Here is a 21,550-nt window from a genome sequence, read left to right as displayed (position 1 = left end):
AGGCCCTGTGGCGCAGTTGGTTAGCGCGTCGCCCTGTCACGGCGAAGGTCGCGGGTTCGAGTCCCGTCAGGGTCGCAAGATCGTTCGGCTCCTAGCCGGCGTTCCCGGCCAGGTAGCTCAGTTGGTACGAGCGTCCGCCTGAAAAGCGGAAGGTCGCCGGTTCGACCCCGGCCCTGGCCACACCGTTACCTGCGAAAAGAGCCCTCATCCAGACGGATGGGGGCTGTTTCGTTTTTCGGCCCGTCTTGGCTGCGGCTCCGCGGGGCCGTCGAGTTGCCGCGCGGCGTTCCCTCGCTGCCGTCGGGAGTCCGGACCACCGCAGTGCGGGCTCAGCTTGCCGTCGGTGCCGCGTTTGAGGCGGGTAGATCGCGGCTTTCACTGAGTGGCTGCCATGCCGACCATGGTTCCGCTGCCGCTGACTTTGCCCGGATCTGCCATTCGGAAGCAGTCTTGCCAAACCTCCGAACCGCTCCCTAGCCTCAATAACATCTCAGAGGTCTGGACCACTTGGAGGTCGAGAATGCCGGGAGATGTGGGGCGGCGCAGTTTTCTTGCCGGGTCGGCGGCGGTGGGGGTCGGGGCAGTGGGGGCGATGACTCCGTTGGGAGCTGAGGCGGTGGCCGTCGAGGCGCAGGCCGGGGTGGCGGTTTACGCGAACAACGTCGGTTACGCGCCCGGTGCGCCCAAGCGAGCGGTGCTCGCGGCCGGGTCGCCGCGGGCGATTCCGAGGTTTACCGTCGTCGACGTCGCCACCGGGAAGGTCGTCTTCACCGGGAGTCCGCGGCCGGCGGCTCAGGTTCCGGGGTGGGACGACCGGCATTACTGGACCGCGGACTTCTCCGGGCTGAAGACCGAAGGCGAGTACGTCCTGCTCGCCGCGGACGGGCGGTCGCGGCCGTTTCGCATCGATCAGCTGGTGCTTGAGCGCTACACGCTCTCCCACGTCGTGCACTACTTCAAGGGCACCCGCAGCTCGGACCGGTTCGATCGCCAGGATCGCGAAGCCCCGATCGGCCCCAAGGGCACGCAGGTCATGGACGCGCACGGCGGCTGGTACGACGCGACCGGCGACTTCGGCAAGCACTTCACGCAACTGTCGGACCGCAGCTACTTCAACACTCTCCAGATCCCGCTCACCGCCTGGGTGCTGGCCAAGGCGTACCAGCGGCTCACCGCGCGCGGCGACACCAACTTCACCCAATTGCGAACCTGGCTCGCCGACGAAGCGCTGTTCGGCGCCGCCTACCTGCGCCGGGTGAAACTCGCGGACGGCACGTTCGTCACTTCGGTCATCCAGCCTGGGCCGCCGAAGGATCCGAAGCTGCGGTTCGTCCTGGCGAACGACGACGGCGAGCCTGTTCAGGTGAATTACCGCGAAGGCGGCGGGGTCGCGATCGCGGCGCTGGCGGCGGCGACCACGCTGGACGCGTCGGGCGATTACTCCCACGAGGAGTATCTGGCGACGGCGGCAGCGGCGTTCGACTTCCTGGAGCACCACAACGTCGAAATGACCAATGACGGCAAGGAAAACATCCAGGACGACTACGGCGCGTTGCTGGCGGCGGTCGAGTTGTATCAGGTGACCAAGAAGCCAGTATACCGCGAGGCGGCGGACCTTCGGGCGCATAATCTGTTGCAGCGCTTGGTTTCCTGGAAGTCCTACCGCGACTACTGGCGCGCGGACGACGGCGACCGGCCGTACTTCCACCCCTCTGACGCGGGGCTGCCGGTGATCAGTCTGCTCGCCTACGCCGAGATCGCCGATGCGCCAACGGTTTCCGAGGTGCTGAAGGTGGTACGGCGGTCGCTGGAGTTCGAACTCACGGTGACTTCCGAGGTGCCTAACCCGTTTGGGTATGCGCGGAATCTTGTGCAAGATGGGCAGGGTAAGAGGTACAGCTCATTTTTCTTCCCGCACAACGTCACGCCGCGAGTGAAAGACCAGTGGTGGCAGGGCGAGAACGCGCGGATCGCTTCGCTGGCGACCGCGGCTCGGCTTGCCGCGCAACGGTTTTCGGGCGAGTTCGCGGGTCGGCTGCGGTCGTACGCGGCGGACCAGCTGAACTGGATCTGCGGCAGCAACCCGTACGGCGTGTGCATGCTCGACGGCAGCGGCCGCGGCAACCCGCAGTACAGCTGGCTCGGGTCGTGGCAGTTCCTGCCGACGGCGGGCGGGATTGTCAACGGCATCACCGGCTTGAACGAGGACGGCAGCGGAATAGCGTGGGACCGCGGTTACGTGGTCACCGGAAAGGACGACGACTGGCGGTGGGATGAACAGTGGCTGCCGCACTCGACTTGGTACTTGTACGCGGTCGCGGTCGGGGACTGAGGTAGGTCCCGAGGCGTTGGGCGATCGGCAGGTTTCGGTGGCGGTGCGGGATGGACGTCTGCTCTGGCGAGGACGGTGAAGGGAGGCCTGCTCTGGCGAGGCCGATGAAGAGATGCTCGCGGGCGGTTCCGCAGGATTCCCTCGCGGACGCCTAGTTCGGTGCGTCGCGGAGCAGGGTCGTATCTGGGCGAGGTGTGTCGCAGAGCGTGGTTGTGCCCTGGGCGTGGTGTGTCGCAGAGCGTGGTTGTGCCCTGGGCGTGGTGTGTCGCAGAGTGTGGTTGTGCCCTGGGCGTGGTGTGTCGCAGAGTGTGGTTGTGCCCCGGGCGTGGTGTGTCGCGGACCTTGGTGGTGCCGAGCCGGGCTGCGATGCGTCGAGCCCGCTGTGGAGTGGACGCGCCCCGGCAATGGCGACGGAACTCGGCCGTGCCCGGCAACGGTCGCACAGCGTCGGAGGTCGCCGTGGGCGCTCGGTGCTGGAGCGAGGCTGGTTCGGCGGGTTGCGAAACCTAGTCAGGTCCGCGCTGGGCTGCCCAGTGCTGAGCATCCCGTGAATCGCTGGATCAACGAGGCTCGAAGCATGGCCGTGCCCGGCACGAACTGAATCGTGCCGGGCACGCCGGGTGCATCAGCCAGAAGCTAGTGCGAACGCTAGATCAACGGCCCACGGAACTTAGCCGTCCCCGGCACCAGTTCCACAGTCCCAAGCCCGCCATGAGCACTCGCGTACGCCAGTTCGCGGGAAATATCGCCGACCCCGTTCGTCCCGGGCTGGGGTGCCAGGTTCAGCGTGCTCAGCACCCCGAGCGCGTTCCCGTCCCGGTCGAGGAAGCCGCTGCCGGAATCGCCGGGGATGCCGGGCGTCACCGTCAGTACGGTGTGGCTCCAGCCGCCGCCGGTGTCACCCAGACTGGTGCCTTGTTTGGGGGACAGCTGGGTGATTCCGCCGCGCAATTCGGAGTTGCCGTAGCTCAGCACCGTGCCTAGTTGCTTCGTTCCGGTGGTGTTCACGCCGGTCGGGCCGCCCCAGAACGGGAGGCTGGGGTTCACCTTGGACACGTCCGCCGGGTCGATCTTCACCAGCGCGAGATCGTTGTACTGGCAGGTGTTCGCGTCCGCTTCGTGGCGGGACTGCATGGTCAGCCACGAGTTGTAGACGAGCGTTCCCGGCTTGCTCGCGCCGGTGATCGAGACGGGGGTGCCGAGCGGGAGCGAACCAGCCGAGCAGCCGTTCGTTTCAGTCGAGCCGCCGGTGCCGGAGCAGTGCGCGGCTTGTCCGAGGAACACGTCCGTTCCGTTGCTGTACACGAAGTTCGAGGTGCATTGCGCCCCGTTGGTGTGCGTCTGCACTCCGGGGTGCATGGCGGCGGTGTCCGCTGGCGCCCAGGTCGGGGTCGTTGCCCACGCGGTCGCGGGCAGCATCGCGGCGGCGGTCGCCAGGGCCGTCACCGCACTGGCCCGGGCCAGTGGTCGAGGGGTCTTCATCGGGCTCCCTTCGAGAAGGCCAGCACTCACTCGGACGTGTGCTACTGACTGGTAGGCATCGCGGGGTACATCACACCAGAGAGTGGTGCCAGTCACAACCGTCGTGACCCTGGGTGACTGTTGACCTAGAGCTAGCTAGAGGTTGCAAACTGGCCTTATGACTGGGGAATGGAACATCGAAGCAACGGACGTCGACGCTTACCTCGCGCGCGTGGGGCAGCGGCGGGAGAAGCCGTCTGTAGCGGCGCTGGCGCGGCTGGCGCAGGCGCACGTCCGGGCGATCCCGTTCGAGAACATCGACGTGGTGATTGGCCGGCACCGCGGGATCGAGCTGGATGTCGTCAGCGAGAAGCTCGTCGGACGCCGCCGGGGCGGGTATTGCTACGAGCAGGCCGGGTTGTTCGCGGCCGTCGCCGAGCAGCTCGGGTACGAGGTGCAGCGCACGGTCGCGCGGGTGCAGCCGCGCAAGAGCGGGCCGTACACGCACATGACACTGGTGATTACCGTTGAGGGGCAACAGTTTCTGGTGGACGTCGGGTTCGGCGCGGGGATTCTGCTGCCGATGCCGCTGATCGACGGGGCCGAAGTGGACCAGGCCGGGTGGACGCACCGGATGACGCTGCGCGACGGCTGGTGGGTGCTGCAGAAGCAGGACGGCGACGGCTGGGAAGACCTGCACGAGGTGCTCCCGCTGGTGAACAGCCGCCCGATCGACTACCAGGTGTTCCACCACTACACGTCCACGCATCCGAAGTCGCCGTTCACCGGGCGCATCGTGGTGATGCGGCTTGAACCCGGCCGATTCCGCCGGCTGCTCGGCCGCGAATACCAGGAGAGCCATCCGGACGGCACGGTCGAAACGCGCACGATCGAACCGGTTGATCTCGGCAAGACGTTGGAGGACCTGGACGTCTTCCTCACCGAGGACGAGCTGGCGGCGCTGCTCGAGACTTACTGAAACAGCTCCGCGGCGGCGAGCGGCCGGCCGAGGTGGTAGCCCTGGGCCTGGTCGCAGCCGAGTTCTCGCAGCAGTGCCAGCTCTTCCGCGGTCTCGACGCCTTCCGCGACCACGGTCAGATCGACCGCGTGCGCCATCGCGATGATGCTCGTGACGATCGCGGCCGCGTCGCGGGAGTCGGCGATGCCGGTGATGAACGAGCGGTCGATCTTGAGGGTGTCCAGCGTCAGCCGGCGCAGCTGGGCCAGCGAAGAATAGCCGGTGCCGAAGTCGTCGATAGCCAGCAACACCCCGAGAGAACGCAAGGCGGACAACACTTCCGCGGCCGCCGACGTGTCGCGCATGAGGGCGCTTTCGGTGACTTCCAACGTCAACGCGCCGGGCGGCAGGCCGGTGGTGGCGAGCGCGTCGCGGACCGCCGGGACCAGGTGCGGGTCGTCCAGTTGCCGGACCGAGAGGTTCACTTTCAGGCTGAGGTCGAGTCCCCGGCCGGTGCGCAGGGCGGCCAGTTCGCGCGTGGTGTCGCGCAGGACGTACTTGCCCAGCACGTTGATCAGTTCGCTTTCCTCGGCCAGCGGGATGAATTCCGCGGGCGAGATCGCGCCGTGTTTCGGGTGCGTCCAGCGCAGCAACGCTTCGACGCCGACCATTTCTCCGGTGCGCAGGTCGACCACCGGCTGGTAGGCCGGCCACAGCTGTCCACTGTGGACGGCGTCGCGGAGATCCTGTTCCATCCGCAGTCGGCGTTGCATGCGTTCCCGCAGTGCGACGTCGAAGAATTCGAATCGGCCGCGGCCGCGGGCTTTCGCTTGGTACATCGCGACATCCGCGTCGCGTAGCAAATCCTCCGCGCTGCGGCGGTCGCCCGGTTCGACGAGCACGATGCCCATGCTCGCGTCGAGGTGCAGTTGCCTGCCGTGCACCGAAACCGGCTCCGCCAGCACGGAACGCAGGTGCGCGGCGAACACGCCGACCTGCGCCTGGCCGGTCGTCGCGGACGTGACGACCACGAACTCGTCGCCGCCCAGCCTGCCGACGACGTCGTCGGGGCCGGTGGCCCGGCGCAGGCGTTCGCCGGCGATGCGCAGGACCTGATCGCCGACCGGATGGCCGAGGGAATCGTTGATCAGCTTGAACTTGTCCAGGTCGAGGAACAGCACGGCGGCCGCCTCGGCGCCGTCGCGGCGGTCGAGCCGGTCCAGCACCAGGGTGCGGTTGGCGAGCCGGGTCAGCGGGTCGTGGGTCGCCTCGTGGGCCAGCCGGGCGCTGATCGCGCGCCGTTCGGTGATGTCGGTGAAGGACGTGACCACCGAGACGCCGTTCGGGTCGTCCGAGTCGAGCAACCGCGAGGTCAGCGACACCCACACGTCGCGGCCGTCGGGCCGGCGCAGGCGCACGACCAGGCCGTTGTGCGTGCTCCCGGTGCGGCGGGTGTGCATGGACGGCAGGTCGTCGTCCGGGATCCGGTTGCCGTCCTCGTCGAACAGCACGAGCGTCGTGCACGGCACGCCGAGCAGTTGCGTCTCCGGGACGCCGAGAATGCGGCAGGCGGACGGGTTCGCCGACTGGATCAGCCCGGTCGGGCCGATCACCAGCACGCCCTCGTCAAGGGCGGCGACGACCGTCGCGTAGTGCTGTTCGACCCGCCGACGTGCGGTTTCGTCGGTACAGACCAGGAGGAAGCCGTCGACGGTCTCGGTCGCGGAGACCCGGACCTGCCGCGGCGAGCCGTCCCGGCCGCGGTGGGTCTGCGCGGCGATGCCGTCGCGGATCGCGGCCGGGTTCGGGTCGATGCCGAGCACCTCGTGCACCCGTCTGCCGAGCGCTTCCGGGGCGGGCCAGCCGTAGACGGTCTCCGCGGCCGGGTTCCAGCCGGTGACGATGCCTTCGGCGGTGATCGTGACGATGGCGTCGCTGACGTGCGTGACCAGCGCTTCTTGCGCGCGAACGGCGGCCGCGGCGGCGTGCTTGACGGTGCTGTCGCGGATCACCACTTGGAACGACGGCGGATTCGAGTCGCTGGTGCGTACCGACACGGTTTCCGCCACGAATTTGCTCCCGTCCAACCGTTTCAGCACCGCTTCCCGCGGTTCCGCACTGGGATCCTCAAGCAGCTGCGCGGATTCGGCGGCCACAAAATCCGCGAACTCCCGGCTGACGACCTCGTGCGCCGCCCGTGCCGCGAACAGGTCGAGCGCGGCCTGGTTGGCGTAGGTGACGACGCCGCCCGAATGCACGCAGATCGCGTCCGGGCTCTGTTCCATCAGCAGCTGGTAGCGGTCGGACAGCTCCGCGAGGTCGGACTTCTCCGGCTCAGTTTCCGCGACCGCGGACGCGACGCCGAGCAGACCGGTCGTGTGGTCCCGTTCGCCGACGGTCCTGGCGCGCAGCCGGATGCGGCGAGGGGTCCCGTCGGCACCGTCCTGGGGCTGTTCGAGTTCGAAATCGCGGCCGGGCGGGGTGCGGCGGAGGTTCGCGGTGAGCGGGCGCAGCAGCTCGGTGAGCCGGTCGCACAGCTCCTTGCCGGTCGCGCCGGGGAGGCCGAGGACGGCGTCGAGGCCGGGCAGCCAGGTGAGGGTCGCCGGTTCGGAGGCGTGCAGGGAGAACAGGACCCCCGCGCCGGCGTCCGGCCGCAGGCCCGCGAGCTGGGCGCGCCGGGTGATTCCACCCGGTTCACCGGCCAGGGCGTCAGCCTCCATGGTGCTTCCGATCCCCCTTGTCGGCGTATGGCCCGTCGATTACACCACCGAGTGAAGCCTGTGTATATCCGCACGGGGAGCCGCATGCATCACTCGTCTGGACGCCGACGACGGGTGCTATCGGGCGACGCGGGGCACGCTGCGCAGTCGCGGACCCCACACGAGCAGGCCGAAGTGGGCCGCACAGGTATGTCCGAGGACGGTCACGACGGACGCGAGACTGGCCGGATCGTCGGTCACATAGACGCTGATAACGAATAGCTCAAGGGCCGCGATCCCGACGATTTTGGCCCTCCCGCGCAGCAGCGCGACGAGCACGCCGGCGGTGGTGAGGAAGCCGTAGCTGACCCCGATGTCGAGCCAGCGGCCCGCGGAGTGCGGCAGGACGTCGGTGTGGATCAGGGCCATCACCGGCAGTTCGGTGGCGATCGTGGCGAGCACGTGCCCGCTGAAGAAGACGAGAGCCGTCCGGAGCCCGCCGAACCGCCGCTCGAACGGGGCGACCGCGATCGCGAAGATCACCGCGTACGGCAGCCAGCCGCCGTCGGCGATCCAGAAGGCGCTGGTCAGGAGAGCGGTGAGGGGGTGGCGCGCCATGTTGTGCGCGTCGGTGCTGGAGACGGCGAGGAGCTTGTCGGTGAGCTTCGGGCTGGCGAACCGGATGAGCAGCGAGGTGCCGAGGAGGAGGACGAGGTAGCCGAAGGTGAACGGCGTGGACCGCGGGCTGGGGACAAGGCTGAGCCAGGCTCGTTTCGGCCGCCAGGTCGCGGGGATGGCCAGGAAGGGAAGCTTGGGGGCGGGCTGGACGAGGTCGAGCGGATCGATGTCCGGCAGCACGGCCGTCGCCGTCGGCTGCGGGGATCCGATGAGGTCGGCCAAATGGGTTCCGCCTGCCGGGGTCGTGGCCGTGGTCCCGGCTGTGGTCCCGGCCGGTTCGAGGACGTCGGTGGTCCCGGCGGGCGGGACGACGCCCGGAGCCTGCCCGCGCAGCCACGTCAAGGACCGCCACTTCCGGGGAGTTCCCGTGGTGGCAGCACTGCGCGCCGGGCGGGGTGCCGGGTCCGGCTCGCGCAGCGACATGCGTCCAGAGTGGCTGGGCATGCTGGGATTTTGGCCAAGAGCAGCTGTGAATGCGCTGTGATTCACACCCGCTAGAGTGAGCACCCTGGGTAGAAGGTTTCGCCCGTTGTCACCCGTTCAGTGGACTCATCCGGTAGGAATAGGCCACTCCTGGTGAAAGGTCACGCTGGTGAACGACGAGGTTTCGGTCGCCGAGCTGTTGGTGCGCGAAGGACACGAACGACGGATCCCACCGCCGTCCCGGTCCAGGTGGCGCATGGTTTCGGTGATGCTCGCGGTGATCGTCGGCTGCGGGGCGGCGGCCATGCTCGTCTCATACGGGACCACGGCGAGCGACGGGGCCTCCCGGATCACCGAGATGCGCGTGATCGAGATGCCGGACCGCACGGGCGGCGCCGGCGGCGTCGACGAGACCAACCCGCCGACGCCCACCGGCGAGGAGACCGAAGGGGGCACGGTCGGCGTCGGGGATGCTCCTTCGAGCAAGGTGAACGTCAATCCGCTCGGCGAGCACAGCACGCCTGCTCATCCGGCTGATTCCGTTCCGTCTCACCCGGCGTCGAGCGAACGGCCGGAGACCACCGGTCCGACCGCGCCGTCTCAGCCGTCGTCGAGCCCATCGGGTCCGTCGAGTTCGAGCCAGCCGTCTTCGCCGAGCAGCCATGAGCCGCCGTGCGTTCTGAACATTATTTGTCTCTGACTTATTTGTCCGGTGAAACCCTGAGCGTCCGCTGAGCGCGGTCCGCGCGGCGGGGCGGAAACCGGCATGATCGGCCGCGTGCCGAATACAAAGCTGCGTGCCTGGCTTCTCGAGGGCGAGCACAAGCGCGCCCAGCAGATGACCGGTGGCAAGCGGGAGACCAAAAAGGCCGAACAGCCGTGGTGGAAGGTCATGTGCCTCACCGGCGTCGACTACTTCTCCACGCTCGGATATCAGCCGGGGATCGCCGCGCTCGCCGCCGGGGTGTTGTCGCCGTTGGCCACTGTGGTGCTGGTGGTGCTCACGCTTGCCGGGGCGCTGCCGATCTATCGGCGGGTGGCGCGGGAGAGTCCGCACGGCCAGGGGTCGATCGCGATGCTGGAGAAGCTGCTGTCTCGGTGGGGCGGCAAGCTGTTAGTGCTTGCGCTGCTTGGGTTTGCGGCTACTGACTTCGTGATCACGGTGACGTTGTCCGCGGCTGACGCTACTGCGCACGTTATTGAGAATCCGTTTGTTCCTACCGCGCTGCATGGCGGGCAGGTTTGGATCACGTTGGTGCTCATTGCCCTGCTCGGGGCGGTGTTTCTCAAGGGGTTTGCTGAGGCTATCGGGGTTGCGGTCGTTCTCGTGGGGGTTTATCTCGCGTTGAACGTTGTCGTGGTGGCTGTTGCATTGGCGCATGTGTTCGGGGCGCCGCAGCTTGTTGTTGACTGGCAGAACTTGTTGGTCAGTGAGCATCCCAATCCTTGGATGATGGTCGGGGTTGCTCTGGTGGTGTTTCCCAAACTGGCGCTGGGGTTGTCTGGGTTTGAGACTGGGGTTTCGGTGATGCCGCTGGTCCGAGGGGCTGCTGGGGACACTGAAGCGGAGCCGGTGGGGCGGATTCGGAATACTCGGCGGTTGCTGGTTACTGCTGCGCTGATTATGAGCGCGTTCTTGATTACGTCCAGTTTCGCTACTGCGGTGTTGATTCCGCAGCGGGAGTTTCAGGCTGGCGGGAAGGCCAACGGGCGGGCGTTGGCTTATCTTGCGCATAGTTATCTTGGGGATGGGTTTGGTACTGTTTATGATGTCAGTACCATTGCGATCCTTTGGTTTGCTGGGGCTTCGGCGATGGCTGGGTTGTTGAATATTGTGCCTCGGTATCTGCCGCGGTATGGGATGGCTCCGGATTGGGCTCGGGCTACTCGGCCGTTGGTGATTGTGGTTTCGGTTATCGCGTTTGTTATTACGTTGATCTTCGATGCTGATGTCGAGGCTCAGGGCGGGGCGTATGCGACCGGGGTGCTGGTGTTGATTTCCTCCGCCTCGGTGGCGGTTACGTTGTCTGCTCGGCGGCTTAAGCAGCGGGCGTTTTGGGGTTATCTGGCTATTACTGTGGTGTTTTTGTACACGACGGTTGCCAATATTGTGGAGCGTCCTGAAGGGGTCAAGATCGCTGGGTTCTTTATTGGGGCGATTGTCTTGACCTCGTTGATCTCGCGGGCTACTCGGTCGTTGGAGTTGCGGGTCGAGAAGGTTGAGTTCGATGCGGCTGCGCGGCGGATTGTGGACAAGGCGGTTCGGTCTGGGGCGGTTCGGATTATTGCCAACGAGCCGGATGCCCGGGATGAGGCTGAGTATCGGGAGAAGGAGCTCGAAGCCCGGGAGGACAATCATATTCCTCGGGATAGTGCGTTGTTCTTTCTTGAGGTTACTATTTCGGATGCTTCGGATTTTGAGACTACGTTGCGGGTGCATGGGGAGAAGCGGGCTGGGTATCGGATTTTGCGGATGAAGAGTCCGTCTATTGCTAATGCTATTGCTGCGGTTTTGTTGCAGTTGCGGGATGAGACTGGGATGCAGCCGCATATTTACTTTGCTTGGACGGAGGGGAATCCGTTTAAGTTTTTGGGGCGGTATTTGTTTTTTGGGGATGGGGATGTGCCTCCGGTTACTCGGGAGGTGTTGCGGAGGGCGGAGCCGGATCCTCATCGGAGGCCGTTGGTGCATGTGGGGTGACTTCTCGTCGCCTGGCGGCGACATCGCTTGGTGGTTGCGTGGGGCACCCCGAAGCTTGATTGTGCTGACGGTCTGATGGTGCTTGTCAAGGCGGGAAAGATGCCTTGACAAGCACCATCAGACCGCAGGGACGCTTTATATCGGGGTGCGGGGGAGGGGCTGGGTGCCTCGATTGTTGGGTGCACCGGTGCGGTTCGGGAGTGGGCTGGGGCTTGCGCTCCAATGTGGCATTGGGTGCGTCTGATGCAGCGAATGCCACATTGGGTGCGTCGCGGTGGCGGGGGCGGTGAGCGGGCGGTCCGTGAAGGGGGCCTCACGGGCTTGGGTGGGTCGTGAGGGGAACCCTGGGGGAATCAGAGTCCCTGAAGGTGGCCCTCACGAAAACAGATCAGAGGGCAGCCAGGGCGGTTAGGCGGCTGGCCAGCAGGTCGATGTCGGACTCGGTGGTGCGGTGGTTCGTGATGCAGGCGCGGATGCAAGCCTGGCCGCGAATTCTTGCTGGGCCCAGCATTGCGGTGCCTTCTTCGTGGAGTCTCGTGAGGAGTTCTGCGTGTGCTTCGGCGTTGCGGCCGGGCATTCGGATGCAGACTGCGGTGAGTGTCACCGGGTTCATCAAGTCCAAGCCGGGGGCGGCGGCGATGTGTGCGCCTAGTCGGGTGGCTAAAGACAGGCAGCGTTCGGTGACTGTTCGGAAGGCTCCTACGCCGAACGTGCGCAGGGCGGCCCAGACCTTCAAAGCCTTGAAGCTGCGGGAAAGTTGCGGGCCGTGGTCCATGTAGTCGAGTAGGTGGGCGTCGTCTATCGCGGTGAGGTACGACGACGTTGAGGAGAAAGCGAAGGCTGCTCGTAGCTTCGCCATGTCCTTGACTAGCAGGGCTCCTGCTTCCAGCGGGGCGAAGAGCAGCTTGTGCGGGTCTAGGGTGATGGAGTCTGCGCGGGACAACGGAGCCAGTGCCTCGCGGGTTGAATCGGCTAGGACGAATAGGGCTCCGTACGCGCCGTCTACGTGTAGCCAGAGGTCTTCTTTTGCGCAGAGGTCGGCAATGGGGTCGATTGGGTCTATCGAGCCAGTAGTTACTGTGCCTGCGGTGGCTACGACGCAGAACGGTTCTTTTCCGGCGGCGCGGTCGTCGGCGATTGCTTGGGTTAGCAGGTCGACGCGGAGTTGGAAACGGTCGTCGGTGGGGATTATGCGGACGTTGGCCAGGCCGATTCCCAGGAGGGCGGCGGCTTTGGCCACGCTGCGGTGTGCTTCGTCGGAGGTGTAAAGCACTAGGGGCGCATGGGTTTCCTGCAAGCCCCGTTCGCGGAAGTCTGGTCTGCGGTCGGCGATGGCGGCGGTGATCGCGTCTTTCGTGGCTCCGGAACCGCCGTTGGTGAGGAGGCCGCCGGAGGACGGGCCTAGGGCGAAGAGGCTGGTTAGCCAGTCCATGACGGAGCGTTCGATTACGTTGGCAGCGGGGGAGATCTGCCACAGGTTGCAGTTTTGGTTCAGTACTGCGGCGATCGCTTCGGCGTAGGGGCTGATGCCGTTTGGCGGGCCTTGGACGTAGGCGAGGAAGCGTGGGTGTGCGATCGTGGTGGTGTAGGGCACGATCCGGTCTACTACGTCGGCGAAGAATGCTTCTACGCCTAGGCCTTCTTCCGGGAACGGTTCGGCTAGCAGTTTGGTCAGGGTTTCCCGGTCCGCGTCTGGGGCGATCGGGCGACTGGTTAGTGAATTTTCGTAGCTGTCGGTGAACCTGGCCAGAAGTTCGGCCGCTTTGGTCCGTTCGGCGGCGGTGAGAATGAGGGTGGTGCCGTCCATGCGCCCTCTTCTGTTCGAAGGTCTTTCCGGCACAAGGTGGCATGGTCTAGAACAGTGGCGCAATGGCGGAAAGTTGGCGGACGGCGTTTCTGGCTGCTGAGTCGAATGAGCCCGGGAAAGGAGTGCCCGAACGGCCGGGGAAACTAGGGAAACCGGGCATGATCGGGGTGTGCTGCCGAACGGCGGTACCGGGGAAAAGGTTGGGGGGCAAGGGGTTCCGGGGGTCGGCTCCGACGGAGCGGGACGGAGCCGACCGGGCGGAGCGGGTCAGGAGAGTTCGTCGGTCAGGTCGGTGAAATCGGCGGTGTTCCAGCGTTCTGGGCGCATGGAGATGACGACGTTGCGGCTCTGCTCCGGAGTGGCTTTGACGTAGGCGATCGCGGCTTCCTCTGGCAAGTATCGGCGCGCCATCTCTAGGCGGTCTTCCTCGGTGACTGCGCGGACGCCGGTGACGGGGCCTTCGGCGGTCGCGTAGCGGATGGTCTTCGGGTCTTGCACGCACAGGGCGAAGCGGCCGGCGGCTTCGATCAGCTTTGTCTTCCGCGCGCCGGGCGAGGTGAGCACGGTGACCTCGCCGCCGGGGGTGTACTGGTGCCAGATCGGGGTGGTCAGGGGTGCGCGACCGGGCTCCGCAGTCACGCTCAGAACGCTGATGATCGGTTCGGCTAGCAGGGCCTCGCGTTCGGCGGGCGGGATCTTGCTGACCATCTCGGGGTCTCCTTAAGGCCAATTGATTTGCCTTTAGGTTACGCACACTTCAGGCGTTAAGGCCAGCCCCTTTGCTTTAGGATGGCCGGATGACTCGGCCGGGCGGGCGTAGCGCGCGGGTGCGCGAAGCGGTGCACCGTGCGGTGATTGAGCTGCTCGCGGAGGGCGAGACGACTGCGGGGGTACCGCAGATCGCCGAGCGGGCTGGGGTGAATCCGACCAGCGTCTATCGTCGCTGGGGGAGTTGCGCGAGCGTGCTGCTCGACGCTGCGGTCGCTCGGTTGAGCCTCACCTCGCCGGTGCCGGACACGGGGTCGCTACGGGGTGACGTCGAGCAGTGGGCGACGGCGGTCGAGCGCGCGCTGGCTGATCCGGACGGCGCGGTGCTGGTTCGGGCGTTGATCAGCTTTATCGGGACCAACGCTGATCCGATCGAGCATTTGCTGTCGCGTGGCGACGACCTGGAGCAGATGCTGACGGCGGCCGCCGCGCGTGGCGAGCCTGCGTTGGAACTGCAGGAGCTGCTGGATTACGTGCTCGCGCCGCTGTACCTGCGGGTGTTGCTGAGCAGGCCGATCGAACCGGGGATCGGCGTGCAGCTGGCCGATCGGTTGCTTACGGCAGCAGGTCTTCCTCCCGCTTCCGGCCAAGGTGGTTGAACAGCAGGTTCAGGACGAAGGCCAGCACGGCGGCGACGGTGATCGGGCTGCCGCAGATCGTGCGCAGCCAGGCGGGGAAGTGCTGGAAGAACACCGAGTTGCCGAAGCGGTCGAGGCCAAAAGCAGGCAGCAGGCCGACGCCAAGTGCTACTGAAACCACGAAAGCGTTGTGGTTGCCGGAAAAGTCGACCTTCTTGAGCGTCTGCACGCCGACGACCCCGACCATCGCGAACATCACCACCGCGACGCCGCCGACGACGGGTTCCGGGATCGCGGCGATGAACGCGCCGATCTTCGGCACCAGGCCCATCACCACGAGCATGCCGCCGGTCGTGGCGACCACCCAGCGGCTGCGCACGCCGGTCATCTGCACCAAGCCGACGTTCTGCGCGAACGCGGTGTCCGGGAAGGAGTTCATGAAGCCGCCGAAGATCGCGGACAGGCCGTCGGTCGCGAGGCCGCGGGAGAGGTCGGACGGCGTGACCGGGCGGCCGGTGATCTCGCCGACCGCGATCAGGTCGGCGGTGGTTTCGGTGAACGACACCAGCATGACCACGCACATCGACACCACCGCGGCGACCGGGAACGTCGGCGCTCCGAAGTGGAACGGCGAGGCCAGCCCGAACCAGCTCGCGTCGCCGACGCCGGAGAAGTGCGTGCGGCCGAGCGGGATCGCGATCAGCACGCCGGCGATGAGCGCGACCAGCGGACCGATCTGGCCGAGGAAGCCGCGCAGCACCCGGGTGAACAGCACCACCAGCGCGATCACGCCGAACGCCAGGCCGAGGTTCGCCGGATCGCCGTAGGACGGGTCTCCGGTGTCGTGCCCGCCGATCATCGCGGTGCCGGGGCCGAGCAGCGAGATGCCGATGACCAGCAGCAACGTCCCGGACACCAGCGGCGGGAAGAACCGGATCAGCGCGGCGAACGGCCGGGCGATCAGCAGGCCGAAGACGCCGGAGGCGATCATCGCGCCGTACACCGCGGTGAGGCCGTACTGCGCGGCGATCAGGATCATCGGGTTGACCACGGTGAACGTCGCGCCCGCGACCACCGGCAGCCGGACGCCGAACAACCGCCCGATGCCGACCGACTGGACCAAAGTGGCCAGTCCGGCGACGAACAGGTCGGCGTTCACCAGCAGCGCGATCGACGCGTTGTCCAGGTGCAGCGCGCTGCCGATGACCAGCGGAACGGCGATGCAGCCGGTGTACATGATCGCCATGTGCTGCAGTCCGAGCAGGAGCAGCCGTCCGGCGGGAAGGCCCCGGTCAACCGGGTGCGCGGCGTTGGTCATGAGCGGCTCCTTCTGGTTGTTCCCGCCGGATTATCGCTGCACATACCGCCGGTTTGTGTGTGACCATGCCAGACATGACTGCACGACCTCCGTTCCGTGCCGATCATGTAGGGAGCCTGCTGCGGCCGGCGGTGCTGCGCGAAGCGCGGCGCGACCACGCGGCTGGGGAGATCTCCGCCGAACAGCTGCGAGCCGTCGAGGACGACGCGATCCGCGACGTCGTGAAGATGCAGAAGGCGGCCGGCCTCGAATCGGCGACCGACGGCGAGTTCCGCCGGTCCTCCTGGCACATGGACTTCATCTACGCGCTCGGCGGCGTCTCGCGCAGCGACGAGCGGCTGCACGTGAAATTCCACAATCTGGCCGGCGACCTGGAATTCAGTCCGCCGGGCCTGCAGGTCGACGGCAAGGTGCGGCTCGACGAGCCGATCTTCGCCGACCACTTCGAGTTCCTCAAAGCGCACACCGACCCGGGCATCACGCCGAAGCTGACCATCCCGTCGCCGAGCATGGTCTATTACCGCGGCGGCCGGGCGGCGGTGAGCGAGACCGTGTATCCGGAGCTGGACGAGTTCTTCACCGACCTCAGCGCGGCGTACGCGGAGCAGTTGCGGGCGATGAACGCGCTCGGCTGCACGTATCTGCAGCTGGACGACACCAGCCTGGCATACCTCAACGACCCGAAACAGCGTGAGCTCGTCGCGCGCATGGGCAGCGACCCGGACACCATGCACCTGCGCAACATCTCGACGATCAACGCCGCGCTCGCCGGGAAACCGGACGACCTGACCGTGACGACCCACCTGTGCCGCGGCAATTTCCGCTCGTCGTGGGTGGCGTCCGGGAGCTACGAGTTCGTCGCCGAAGCGCTGTTCGGCGAGCTGGCGGTGGACGGATTCTTCCTGGAGTACGACGACGAACGTTCCGGCGGCTTCGAGCCGTTGCGGTTCGTGCCGAAGGGAAAACGGGTCGTGCTCGGGCTCGTGACCAGCAAACGGCCGGATTTGGAAGACCCGGACGCGCTGGTCCGGCGGATCGAGGAAGCGTCGCGGTATGTGGACGTCGACCAGCTGTGCTTGTCGCCGCAGTGCGGGTTTTCGTCCACTGAGGAGGGAAACGACCTGACCGCCAGTGAGCAGCTGCGGAAGCTGGAGCTGATCGTTTCCACCGCGGAGCGGGTCTGGGGACGTTCGTGATCACCTGCGTTGTCGACTACGTGATCGACCCGGAGAAGATCGCGGACTTCGAACGGTTCGCCGCCGAGTGGATGCGCCTGGTGCGCCGCGAGGGCGGGGTGCACCACGGGTATTTCCTGCCCGCGGAAGGGGCCAGCGACGAGGCCCGGGCGCTGTTCAGCTTCGAAAGCCTTGCCGAGTACGAGCGGTACCGGACACTGTTCGGAGTGGACCCGGAATTCGTGGCGGCGGACCGGATCCGGGACGAGAGCGGGTGCGTGATCCGGTATCGGCGGACGTTCATGCGGCCGTTGCTGCCGGAGTGATCATTCGAGGTAGCGCGACAACTGGGCGGCCCCGTCCAGCATCGCGTGTGCTCGGGTCGTGAGCCGGGAACGCCAGGTGCGCAAGGCTTCTTCCAGCGGCGCGACCCCGCCCGCGTGCCGGACCTGCTCCAGTACCGCCGCGATCCGGGCCAGCGGGTAGCCGCCGCGGCGCAGTTGATGGGCGAGGCGGGCGTCGCGGACCGCGGCCGGTGGGTAGCGGCGGTTTCCGGCTCGGTCGCGTTCCGGCTGGAGGATCCCGGCGGCCTCCCATTTGCGCAGCGTGGCCGGGTGCACGGACAGCTGGTGCGCTAGCGCGCCGATCGACGGCACCGTCACCCGGACAGCCGGTTCCTGCGTCAGGTTCCGCAGCGCGTGCTCGACTTCGGTGAGGGTGCCGCGATCGCGCAGCAACTCGGCGTGGCCCTCGTCGATCAGCTGGAACGCGGTGTCTTCCGAACGCTCGTTGACCGCGCGCAGGATCGCCGCCGCGCGGGCGTGGCCGAAGCCGGGGCGCAGGGTGAGGAAGGCGCGCAAGGCTTGTGCGTGGCGTTCGGTGTACGTCCGGTAGCCCTGCGGTCCGCGTTCGGCGGGCGGGAGGATGCCGTCCTCCTCGTAGTTGCGGACAGCCTGGGTCGACAGGCCGTGCTCGCGGGCGAGGTCTTTCGGACGCATGTCACCTCCGGTTTGAGGGTTCCACGCCATTCAACCAGGTGTTTCGCGCAGAAGTGCCAACGGAGAGTTCAACGATACGGTCAAAGCAATGCAGACCTTTGACGACTTCCTCGCGCACCGTTCCCCGACGCTGCTCGGTCTGGGAGAACCCACGCACTGGACCGAGGCGTTCCCGTTGTTCCGCAACGAAATCTTCCAGCATCTCGTCCTCGAACACGGCTACCGGTCGATCGCGCTGGAGAGCGATTGCCTGGCCGGACGCTTGGTCGATCGCTACGTCACCACCGGCGAGGGCGACCTCGACAAGGTGCTGGCCACCGGGTTCAGCCACGGGTTCGGAGCGTTCCCGTCGAACCGCGCGCTGGTCGAGTGGATGCGCGACCACAACGCTGGCCGGGTGCCCGAAGACCAGGTCCACTTCCACGGCTTCGACGCTCCGCTCGAGATGGCCAGCGCGCCCAGCCCGCGCGCGGTGCTCACCGAACTGCATGGCTTCCTGGCCAAGCACCTTGACGACGTCCCGCACGACGTCGCGACCATCGAGCGGCTGGCTGGCGACGACGCGGCGTGGGCCGACGAGGCGGCGATGTGGGACGGGGCGAAGTCCAAAGGGGACAGTCCGGACGCGCGGGAGCTGCGGTTGGTCGCCGACGATCTCGCTGGCCACTTCGAACGGGCTCGCCCGGCGTTGCCCGAAGGAGGAGACCTGCTCGCGCGGACCGCGGTCGGGCTCTGTCGCTACCACTCGCTGATGGCCGACACCTCGCCGGAACGGATGGGCAGGCTCGGGGCGCAGCGCGACACGATGATGGCGGACAACCTGCTCGCGCTCCCGGGCACCTTCGTCTCCGCGCACAACCAGCACCTGCAGCGGCGCGCGGCTTCGATGATGGGTGCGCAGTGGTGGAGCGCGGGCGCGCAGGTCGCTGATCGGCTTGGTGACCGGTATGTGTTCATTGCCACCGATTTCGGGTTCTCCGATGCGGTAGGGGAGCCCGCGCCGGGGACATTGCAGGAGTATCTCGCCGCGACGGTTCAGGACCGTGAACTGGTCGAAACCGCCGGAATCGACCCCGATTTGCCTGCGCGGACCGGAGACGGACGCGGGTATCTCCCGTTCGACGCGGTCGAGGCGGCGGACGCGATCGCGTTCCTGCGGCGGGTGTGACCGCTGCTCCTCGACGATCTTGGCTGAGGTGTGCTCAGATGGAGCGAGATGTCGGGAGGAGCGAGATGAGCACCGAGACCGTTCTCGTCGTCGGCGGTGGGCAAAGCGGGTTCCAGGCCGCGGCGTCCTTGCGCGACAAGGGGTTCGCTGGCCGCGTGGTTCTGGTCGGCGACGAGCCGGGGGTGCCGTATCAGCGGCCGCCGCTGTCGAAGGCGTATCTGGCGGGCAGCGCGGGCGTCGAGCAGCTGGTGCTGCGGCCCGAGGATTACTTCGCCGAGAAGGACATCGAGCTGGTCCCCGGCCGGGTCGCCGCGATCGACCGGGACGCGGCGAAGGTCCGGCTCGAGGACGGTACGGAGCTGGGTTACGACCATTTGGTGCTGGCCACCGGCGCGCGCAACCGTGCGCTGCCGGTGCCCGGCGCCAACCTCGAAGGCGTCCTGACGCTGCGCACGCGCGCGGACGCCGACCGGCTGCGGGCCTCGCTGGACGCGGCCGGCGACGTCGTGGTGATCGGCGGCGGGTTCATCGGGCTGGAGTTCGCCGCGCACGCCGGCCGTCCGGTCACCGTGGTGGAGGCGCAGGATCGGTTGCTGGCGCGGGTCGCGTCGCCGGAGATCTCGGAGTTTTTCGCCGAACATCACCGGGCGGCCGGGCACACGTTGTTGCTGGGCGTCGGAGTTACCGCGCTGCACGGGTCCGACCGCGTGGAGTCCGTCGAACTCTCCGACGGGCGACGGCTGCCTGCCGACCTTGTGGTCGTGGCGGTCGGCGTGCTGCCGGAAACCGCGCTGGCCGAGGCGGCTGGGCTTGAGGTGCGCAACGGCGTCGTCGTGGACGAACACCTGCGCACGGAGGACCCGAAGATCTTCGCGATCGGCGACTGCGCTTGCTTCCCCTGCGTGCAGGCCGGCGCCGCGACGCGGTTGGAATCCGTGCAGAACGCCGTTGACCAGGCTCGATCGGTGGCCGCGGCGATCGCCGGCGAACCGGCTCGGTACGACAGCCTGCCGTGGTTCTGGACCGACCAGACCGGCGCGAAACTGCAGATCGCGGGCATTCTCGGGGCCGCCGACCGGACCGTGGTCACCGGTGATCGGTCCGCCGGGAAGTTCTCCGTGCTGTCCTTCCGCGACGACGTGCTGATCGCCGTCGAATCGGTCAACCGCGCGCCGGATCATATTGCTGCGCGCCGGTTGTTCGCCGCGGAACCGCATCCGGCGTACGCGGATCTGGAAGCCAGCTCGTTCGATCTGAAAGCACACCTGAAGTCGCGCACCGCGGCTTGATCGGAGGTTCCGTTGCGCACGCAGGTCGCCGTGATCGGTGCTGGCCCGGCCGGGTTGCTGCTGTCGTATTTGCTGCACCAGGCGGGTGTCGAGGCTGTGGTGCTCGAGGCCCGCGACCGCGAGTACGTGCGGCAACGCGTGCGCGCCGGGGTGTGCGAACAACCGACGGTCGACCTGCTCACGGAGATCGGCCTCGGCGGCCGGTTGGCGGCGGAAGGCTTGCCGCACGAGGGTTTCTCGCTCCGGTTTGATGGTGCCGACCATCGCATCGCGCTCACCGAGCTGACCGGCAAGGCGATCACGGTGTACGGGCAGCAGGAGATCGTGAAGGACCTCGTCGACGCGCATGAGGCCGCGGATCTGCCGCTGCACTTTGAGGTCTCGGAAGTTTCACTGTCCTCTTTGGATACTTCGCGCCCTGTTGTGCGCTACCGGGATTCGTCTGGTGCCTGGCAAACCCTGGAATGCGACGCCGTGGCAGGCTGTGACGGTTTCCACGGTGTTTCGCGTCCGTCCATTCCGGACGATGTGCAGACTACCTTCGAACGCGAGTACCCCTTCGCCTGGCTGGGAGTGCTGGCGCAGACGCCGCCGTCGCACGAGGAGTTGATCTACACCCATCATCCTCGGGGATTTGCCTTGCACAGCATGCGCTCCCCGGATGTCACGCGGCTGTACCTGCAGGTTGATCCGGGGGAAAACCTGGCGGCCTGGTCGGATGACCGGATCTGGACGGAACTGTCGACGCGCCTGGCGGTTGATGGGGAGTTCACTCTGCAGGAGGGGCCGATCCAGGACAAGGGCATCACGCCGATGCGCAGCTTCGTCACGGAACCCATGCGTCACGGCCGATTGTTCCTGGCCGGCGACGCGGCGCACATCGTGCCGCCGACGGGGGCCAAGGGAATGAACCTGGCCGTCGCGGATGTCGTGGTGCTGTCGCGGGCATTGGTCGCTTTGCTGCAGGGGGATGCGTCGCTGGCTGAGTCCTATTCGGACACTTGCCTGCGGAGGGTGTGGCGGGCGGAGCACTTCTCGTGGTTCATGACGACGATGCTGCATGTCGATCCGGGTGCGGACGCCTTTGCCCGGCGGCTGCAGTTGTCGCAACTTCGGTACACGGCGTCGTCTAGGGCGGCGGCGACGAGTTTGGCGGAGAACTACGTGGGGCTGCCGTTCTCCTGAGTGCACCAGCGG

The 21,550-nt window shown here is 66.9% G+C and carries 17 protein-coding genes and 2 tRNA genes; 12 read left to right on the top strand and 7 right to left on the bottom strand.

Annotation, left to right across the window (positions count from 1 at the left end):
* The first annotated feature begins 1 nt into the window (after window position 1).
* From AB5I40_RS24510 to AB5I40_RS24500, 3 genes are all read left to right on the top strand, one after another.
* Window positions 2-75 (top strand) — tRNA-Asp (locus AB5I40_RS24510).
* Between the two features lie 31 nt (window positions 76-106).
* Window positions 107-180, top strand: a tRNA-Phe gene (locus AB5I40_RS24505).
* 412 nt (window positions 181-592) lie between these two features.
* Window positions 593-2,332 (top strand): glycoside hydrolase family 9 protein, encoded by a 1,740-nt coding sequence (locus tag AB5I40_RS24500; RefSeq protein ID WP_370932400.1) that lies wholly within the window; start codon window positions 593-595, stop codon window positions 2,330-2,332.
* A 648-nt stretch (window positions 2,333-2,980) separates the two neighbouring features.
* Here AB5I40_RS24500 and AB5I40_RS24495 read toward each other — a convergent pair.
* Window positions 2,981-3,814 carry a serine protease gene (locus AB5I40_RS24495; RefSeq protein ID WP_370932399.1) on the bottom strand — a complete coding sequence of 278 codons (834 nt, stop codon included), beginning with the start codon at window positions 3,812-3,814 and terminating at the stop codon, window positions 2,981-2,983.
* 157 nt (window positions 3,815-3,971) lie between these two features.
* Here AB5I40_RS24495 and AB5I40_RS24490 point away from each other — a divergent pair, with 157 nt between their 5' ends.
* Window positions 3,972-4,772, top strand: a complete 801-nt coding sequence (locus AB5I40_RS24490; protein ID WP_370932398.1) for an arylamine N-acetyltransferase — start codon at window positions 3,972-3,974, stop codon at window positions 4,770-4,772.
* Here the strand turns inward: AB5I40_RS24490 and AB5I40_RS24485 are convergent.
* Together AB5I40_RS24485 and AB5I40_RS24480 are read right to left on the bottom strand one after the other, a co-directional pair.
* Complete coding sequence (locus AB5I40_RS24485) at window positions 4,766-7,471, bottom strand: EAL domain-containing protein (protein WP_370932397.1); 2,706 nt, start codon at window positions 7,469-7,471, stop codon at window positions 4,766-4,768. The genes AB5I40_RS24490 and AB5I40_RS24485 overlap by 7 nt on opposite strands.
* 117 nt (window positions 7,472-7,588) lie before the next feature.
* Window positions 7,589-8,572, bottom strand: a complete 984-nt coding sequence (locus AB5I40_RS24480) for a rhomboid-like protein (RefSeq protein ID WP_370932396.1) — start codon at window positions 8,570-8,572, stop codon at window positions 7,589-7,591.
* Between the two features lie 148 nt (window positions 8,573-8,720).
* Between AB5I40_RS24480 and AB5I40_RS24475 the strand changes: the two genes are divergently transcribed.
* Together AB5I40_RS24475 and AB5I40_RS24470 are read left to right on the top strand one after the other, a co-directional pair.
* Window positions 8,721-9,251, top strand: coding sequence for a hypothetical protein (locus AB5I40_RS24475; RefSeq protein ID WP_370932395.1), 531 nt, complete (start codon window positions 8,721-8,723; stop codon window positions 9,249-9,251).
* A gap of 66 nt (window positions 9,252-9,317) precedes the next feature.
* A complete protein-coding gene (locus tag AB5I40_RS24470) occupies window positions 9,318-11,252 on the top strand; it encodes an amino acid transporter (RefSeq protein ID WP_370932394.1) in 1,935 nt (644 codons plus the stop codon).
* A gap of 388 nt (window positions 11,253-11,640) precedes the next feature.
* Here the strand turns inward: AB5I40_RS24470 and AB5I40_RS24465 are convergent, their stop codons facing one another.
* Both AB5I40_RS24465 and AB5I40_RS24460 read right to left on the bottom strand, forming a co-directional pair.
* On the bottom strand, window positions 11,641-13,059 hold the full coding sequence (locus AB5I40_RS24465) for an aspartate aminotransferase family protein (protein WP_370932393.1): 1,419 nt from the start codon (window positions 13,057-13,059) through the stop codon (window positions 11,641-11,643).
* Between the two features lie 267 nt (window positions 13,060-13,326).
* A complete protein-coding gene (locus tag AB5I40_RS24460; RefSeq protein WP_370932392.1) occupies window positions 13,327-13,767 on the bottom strand; it encodes a pyridoxamine 5'-phosphate oxidase family protein in 441 nt (146 codons plus the stop codon).
* A gap of 89 nt (window positions 13,768-13,856) precedes the next feature.
* Between AB5I40_RS24460 and AB5I40_RS24455 the strand changes: the two genes are divergently transcribed.
* The gene (locus tag AB5I40_RS24455) at window positions 13,857-14,426 is read left to right on the top strand and encodes a TetR-like C-terminal domain-containing protein (protein ID WP_370932391.1); all 570 of its coding nucleotides are present in this window, start codon (window positions 13,857-13,859) and stop codon (window positions 14,424-14,426) included.
* On the opposite strand, the gene AB5I40_RS24450 is transcribed toward AB5I40_RS24455, so the two are convergent.
* Window positions 14,383-15,723, bottom strand: a complete 1,341-nt coding sequence (locus AB5I40_RS24450; protein WP_370932390.1) for a nucleobase:cation symporter-2 family protein — start codon at window positions 15,721-15,723, stop codon at window positions 14,383-14,385. The two genes, AB5I40_RS24455 and AB5I40_RS24450, sit on opposite strands and share 44 nt — an antisense overlap.
* A gap of 74 nt (window positions 15,724-15,797) precedes the next feature.
* On the opposite strand from AB5I40_RS24450, the gene AB5I40_RS24445 reads away from it, so the two are divergent.
* Both AB5I40_RS24445 and AB5I40_RS24440 read left to right on the top strand, forming a co-directional pair.
* On the top strand, window positions 15,798-16,919 hold the full coding sequence (locus AB5I40_RS24445; RefSeq protein ID WP_370932389.1) for a 5-methyltetrahydropteroyltriglutamate--homocysteine S-methyltransferase: 1,122 nt from the start codon (window positions 15,798-15,800) through the stop codon (window positions 16,917-16,919).
* Window positions 16,916-17,224, top strand: a complete 309-nt coding sequence (locus AB5I40_RS24440; RefSeq protein ID WP_370932388.1) for an NIPSNAP family protein — start codon at window positions 16,916-16,918, stop codon at window positions 17,222-17,224. The genes AB5I40_RS24445 and AB5I40_RS24440 overlap by 4 nt, the downstream gene beginning before the upstream one ends.
* On the opposite strand, the gene AB5I40_RS24435 is transcribed toward AB5I40_RS24440, so the two are convergent.
* Window positions 17,225-17,896 carry a MerR family transcriptional regulator gene (locus AB5I40_RS24435; RefSeq protein WP_370932387.1) on the bottom strand — a complete coding sequence of 224 codons (672 nt, stop codon included), beginning with the start codon at window positions 17,894-17,896 and terminating at the stop codon, window positions 17,225-17,227.
* An 88-nt stretch (window positions 17,897-17,984) separates the two neighbouring features.
* Between AB5I40_RS24435 and AB5I40_RS24430 the strand changes: the two genes are divergently transcribed.
* From AB5I40_RS24430 to AB5I40_RS24420, 3 genes are all read left to right on the top strand, one after another.
* Window positions 17,985-19,064, top strand: coding sequence for an erythromycin esterase family protein (locus AB5I40_RS24430; RefSeq protein WP_370932386.1), 1,080 nt, complete (start codon window positions 17,985-17,987; stop codon window positions 19,062-19,064).
* Between the two features lie 65 nt (window positions 19,065-19,129).
* Window positions 19,130-20,353 (top strand): NAD(P)/FAD-dependent oxidoreductase, encoded by a 1,224-nt coding sequence (locus tag AB5I40_RS24425; RefSeq protein WP_370932385.1) that lies wholly within the window; start codon window positions 19,130-19,132, stop codon window positions 20,351-20,353.
* Between the two features lie 12 nt (window positions 20,354-20,365).
* Window positions 20,366-21,538, top strand: coding sequence for a 4-hydroxybenzoate 3-monooxygenase (locus tag AB5I40_RS24420; protein ID WP_370932384.1), 1,173 nt, complete (start codon window positions 20,366-20,368; stop codon window positions 21,536-21,538).
* The last annotated feature ends 12 nt before the right edge of the window (window positions 21,539-21,550 follow it).

Source organism: Amycolatopsis sp. cg13 (assembly GCF_041346965.1).
Lineage (GTDB): Bacteria > Actinomycetota > Actinomycetes > Mycobacteriales > Pseudonocardiaceae > Amycolatopsis.
This window is presented reverse-complemented; position numbering and strand designations above follow the sequence as displayed.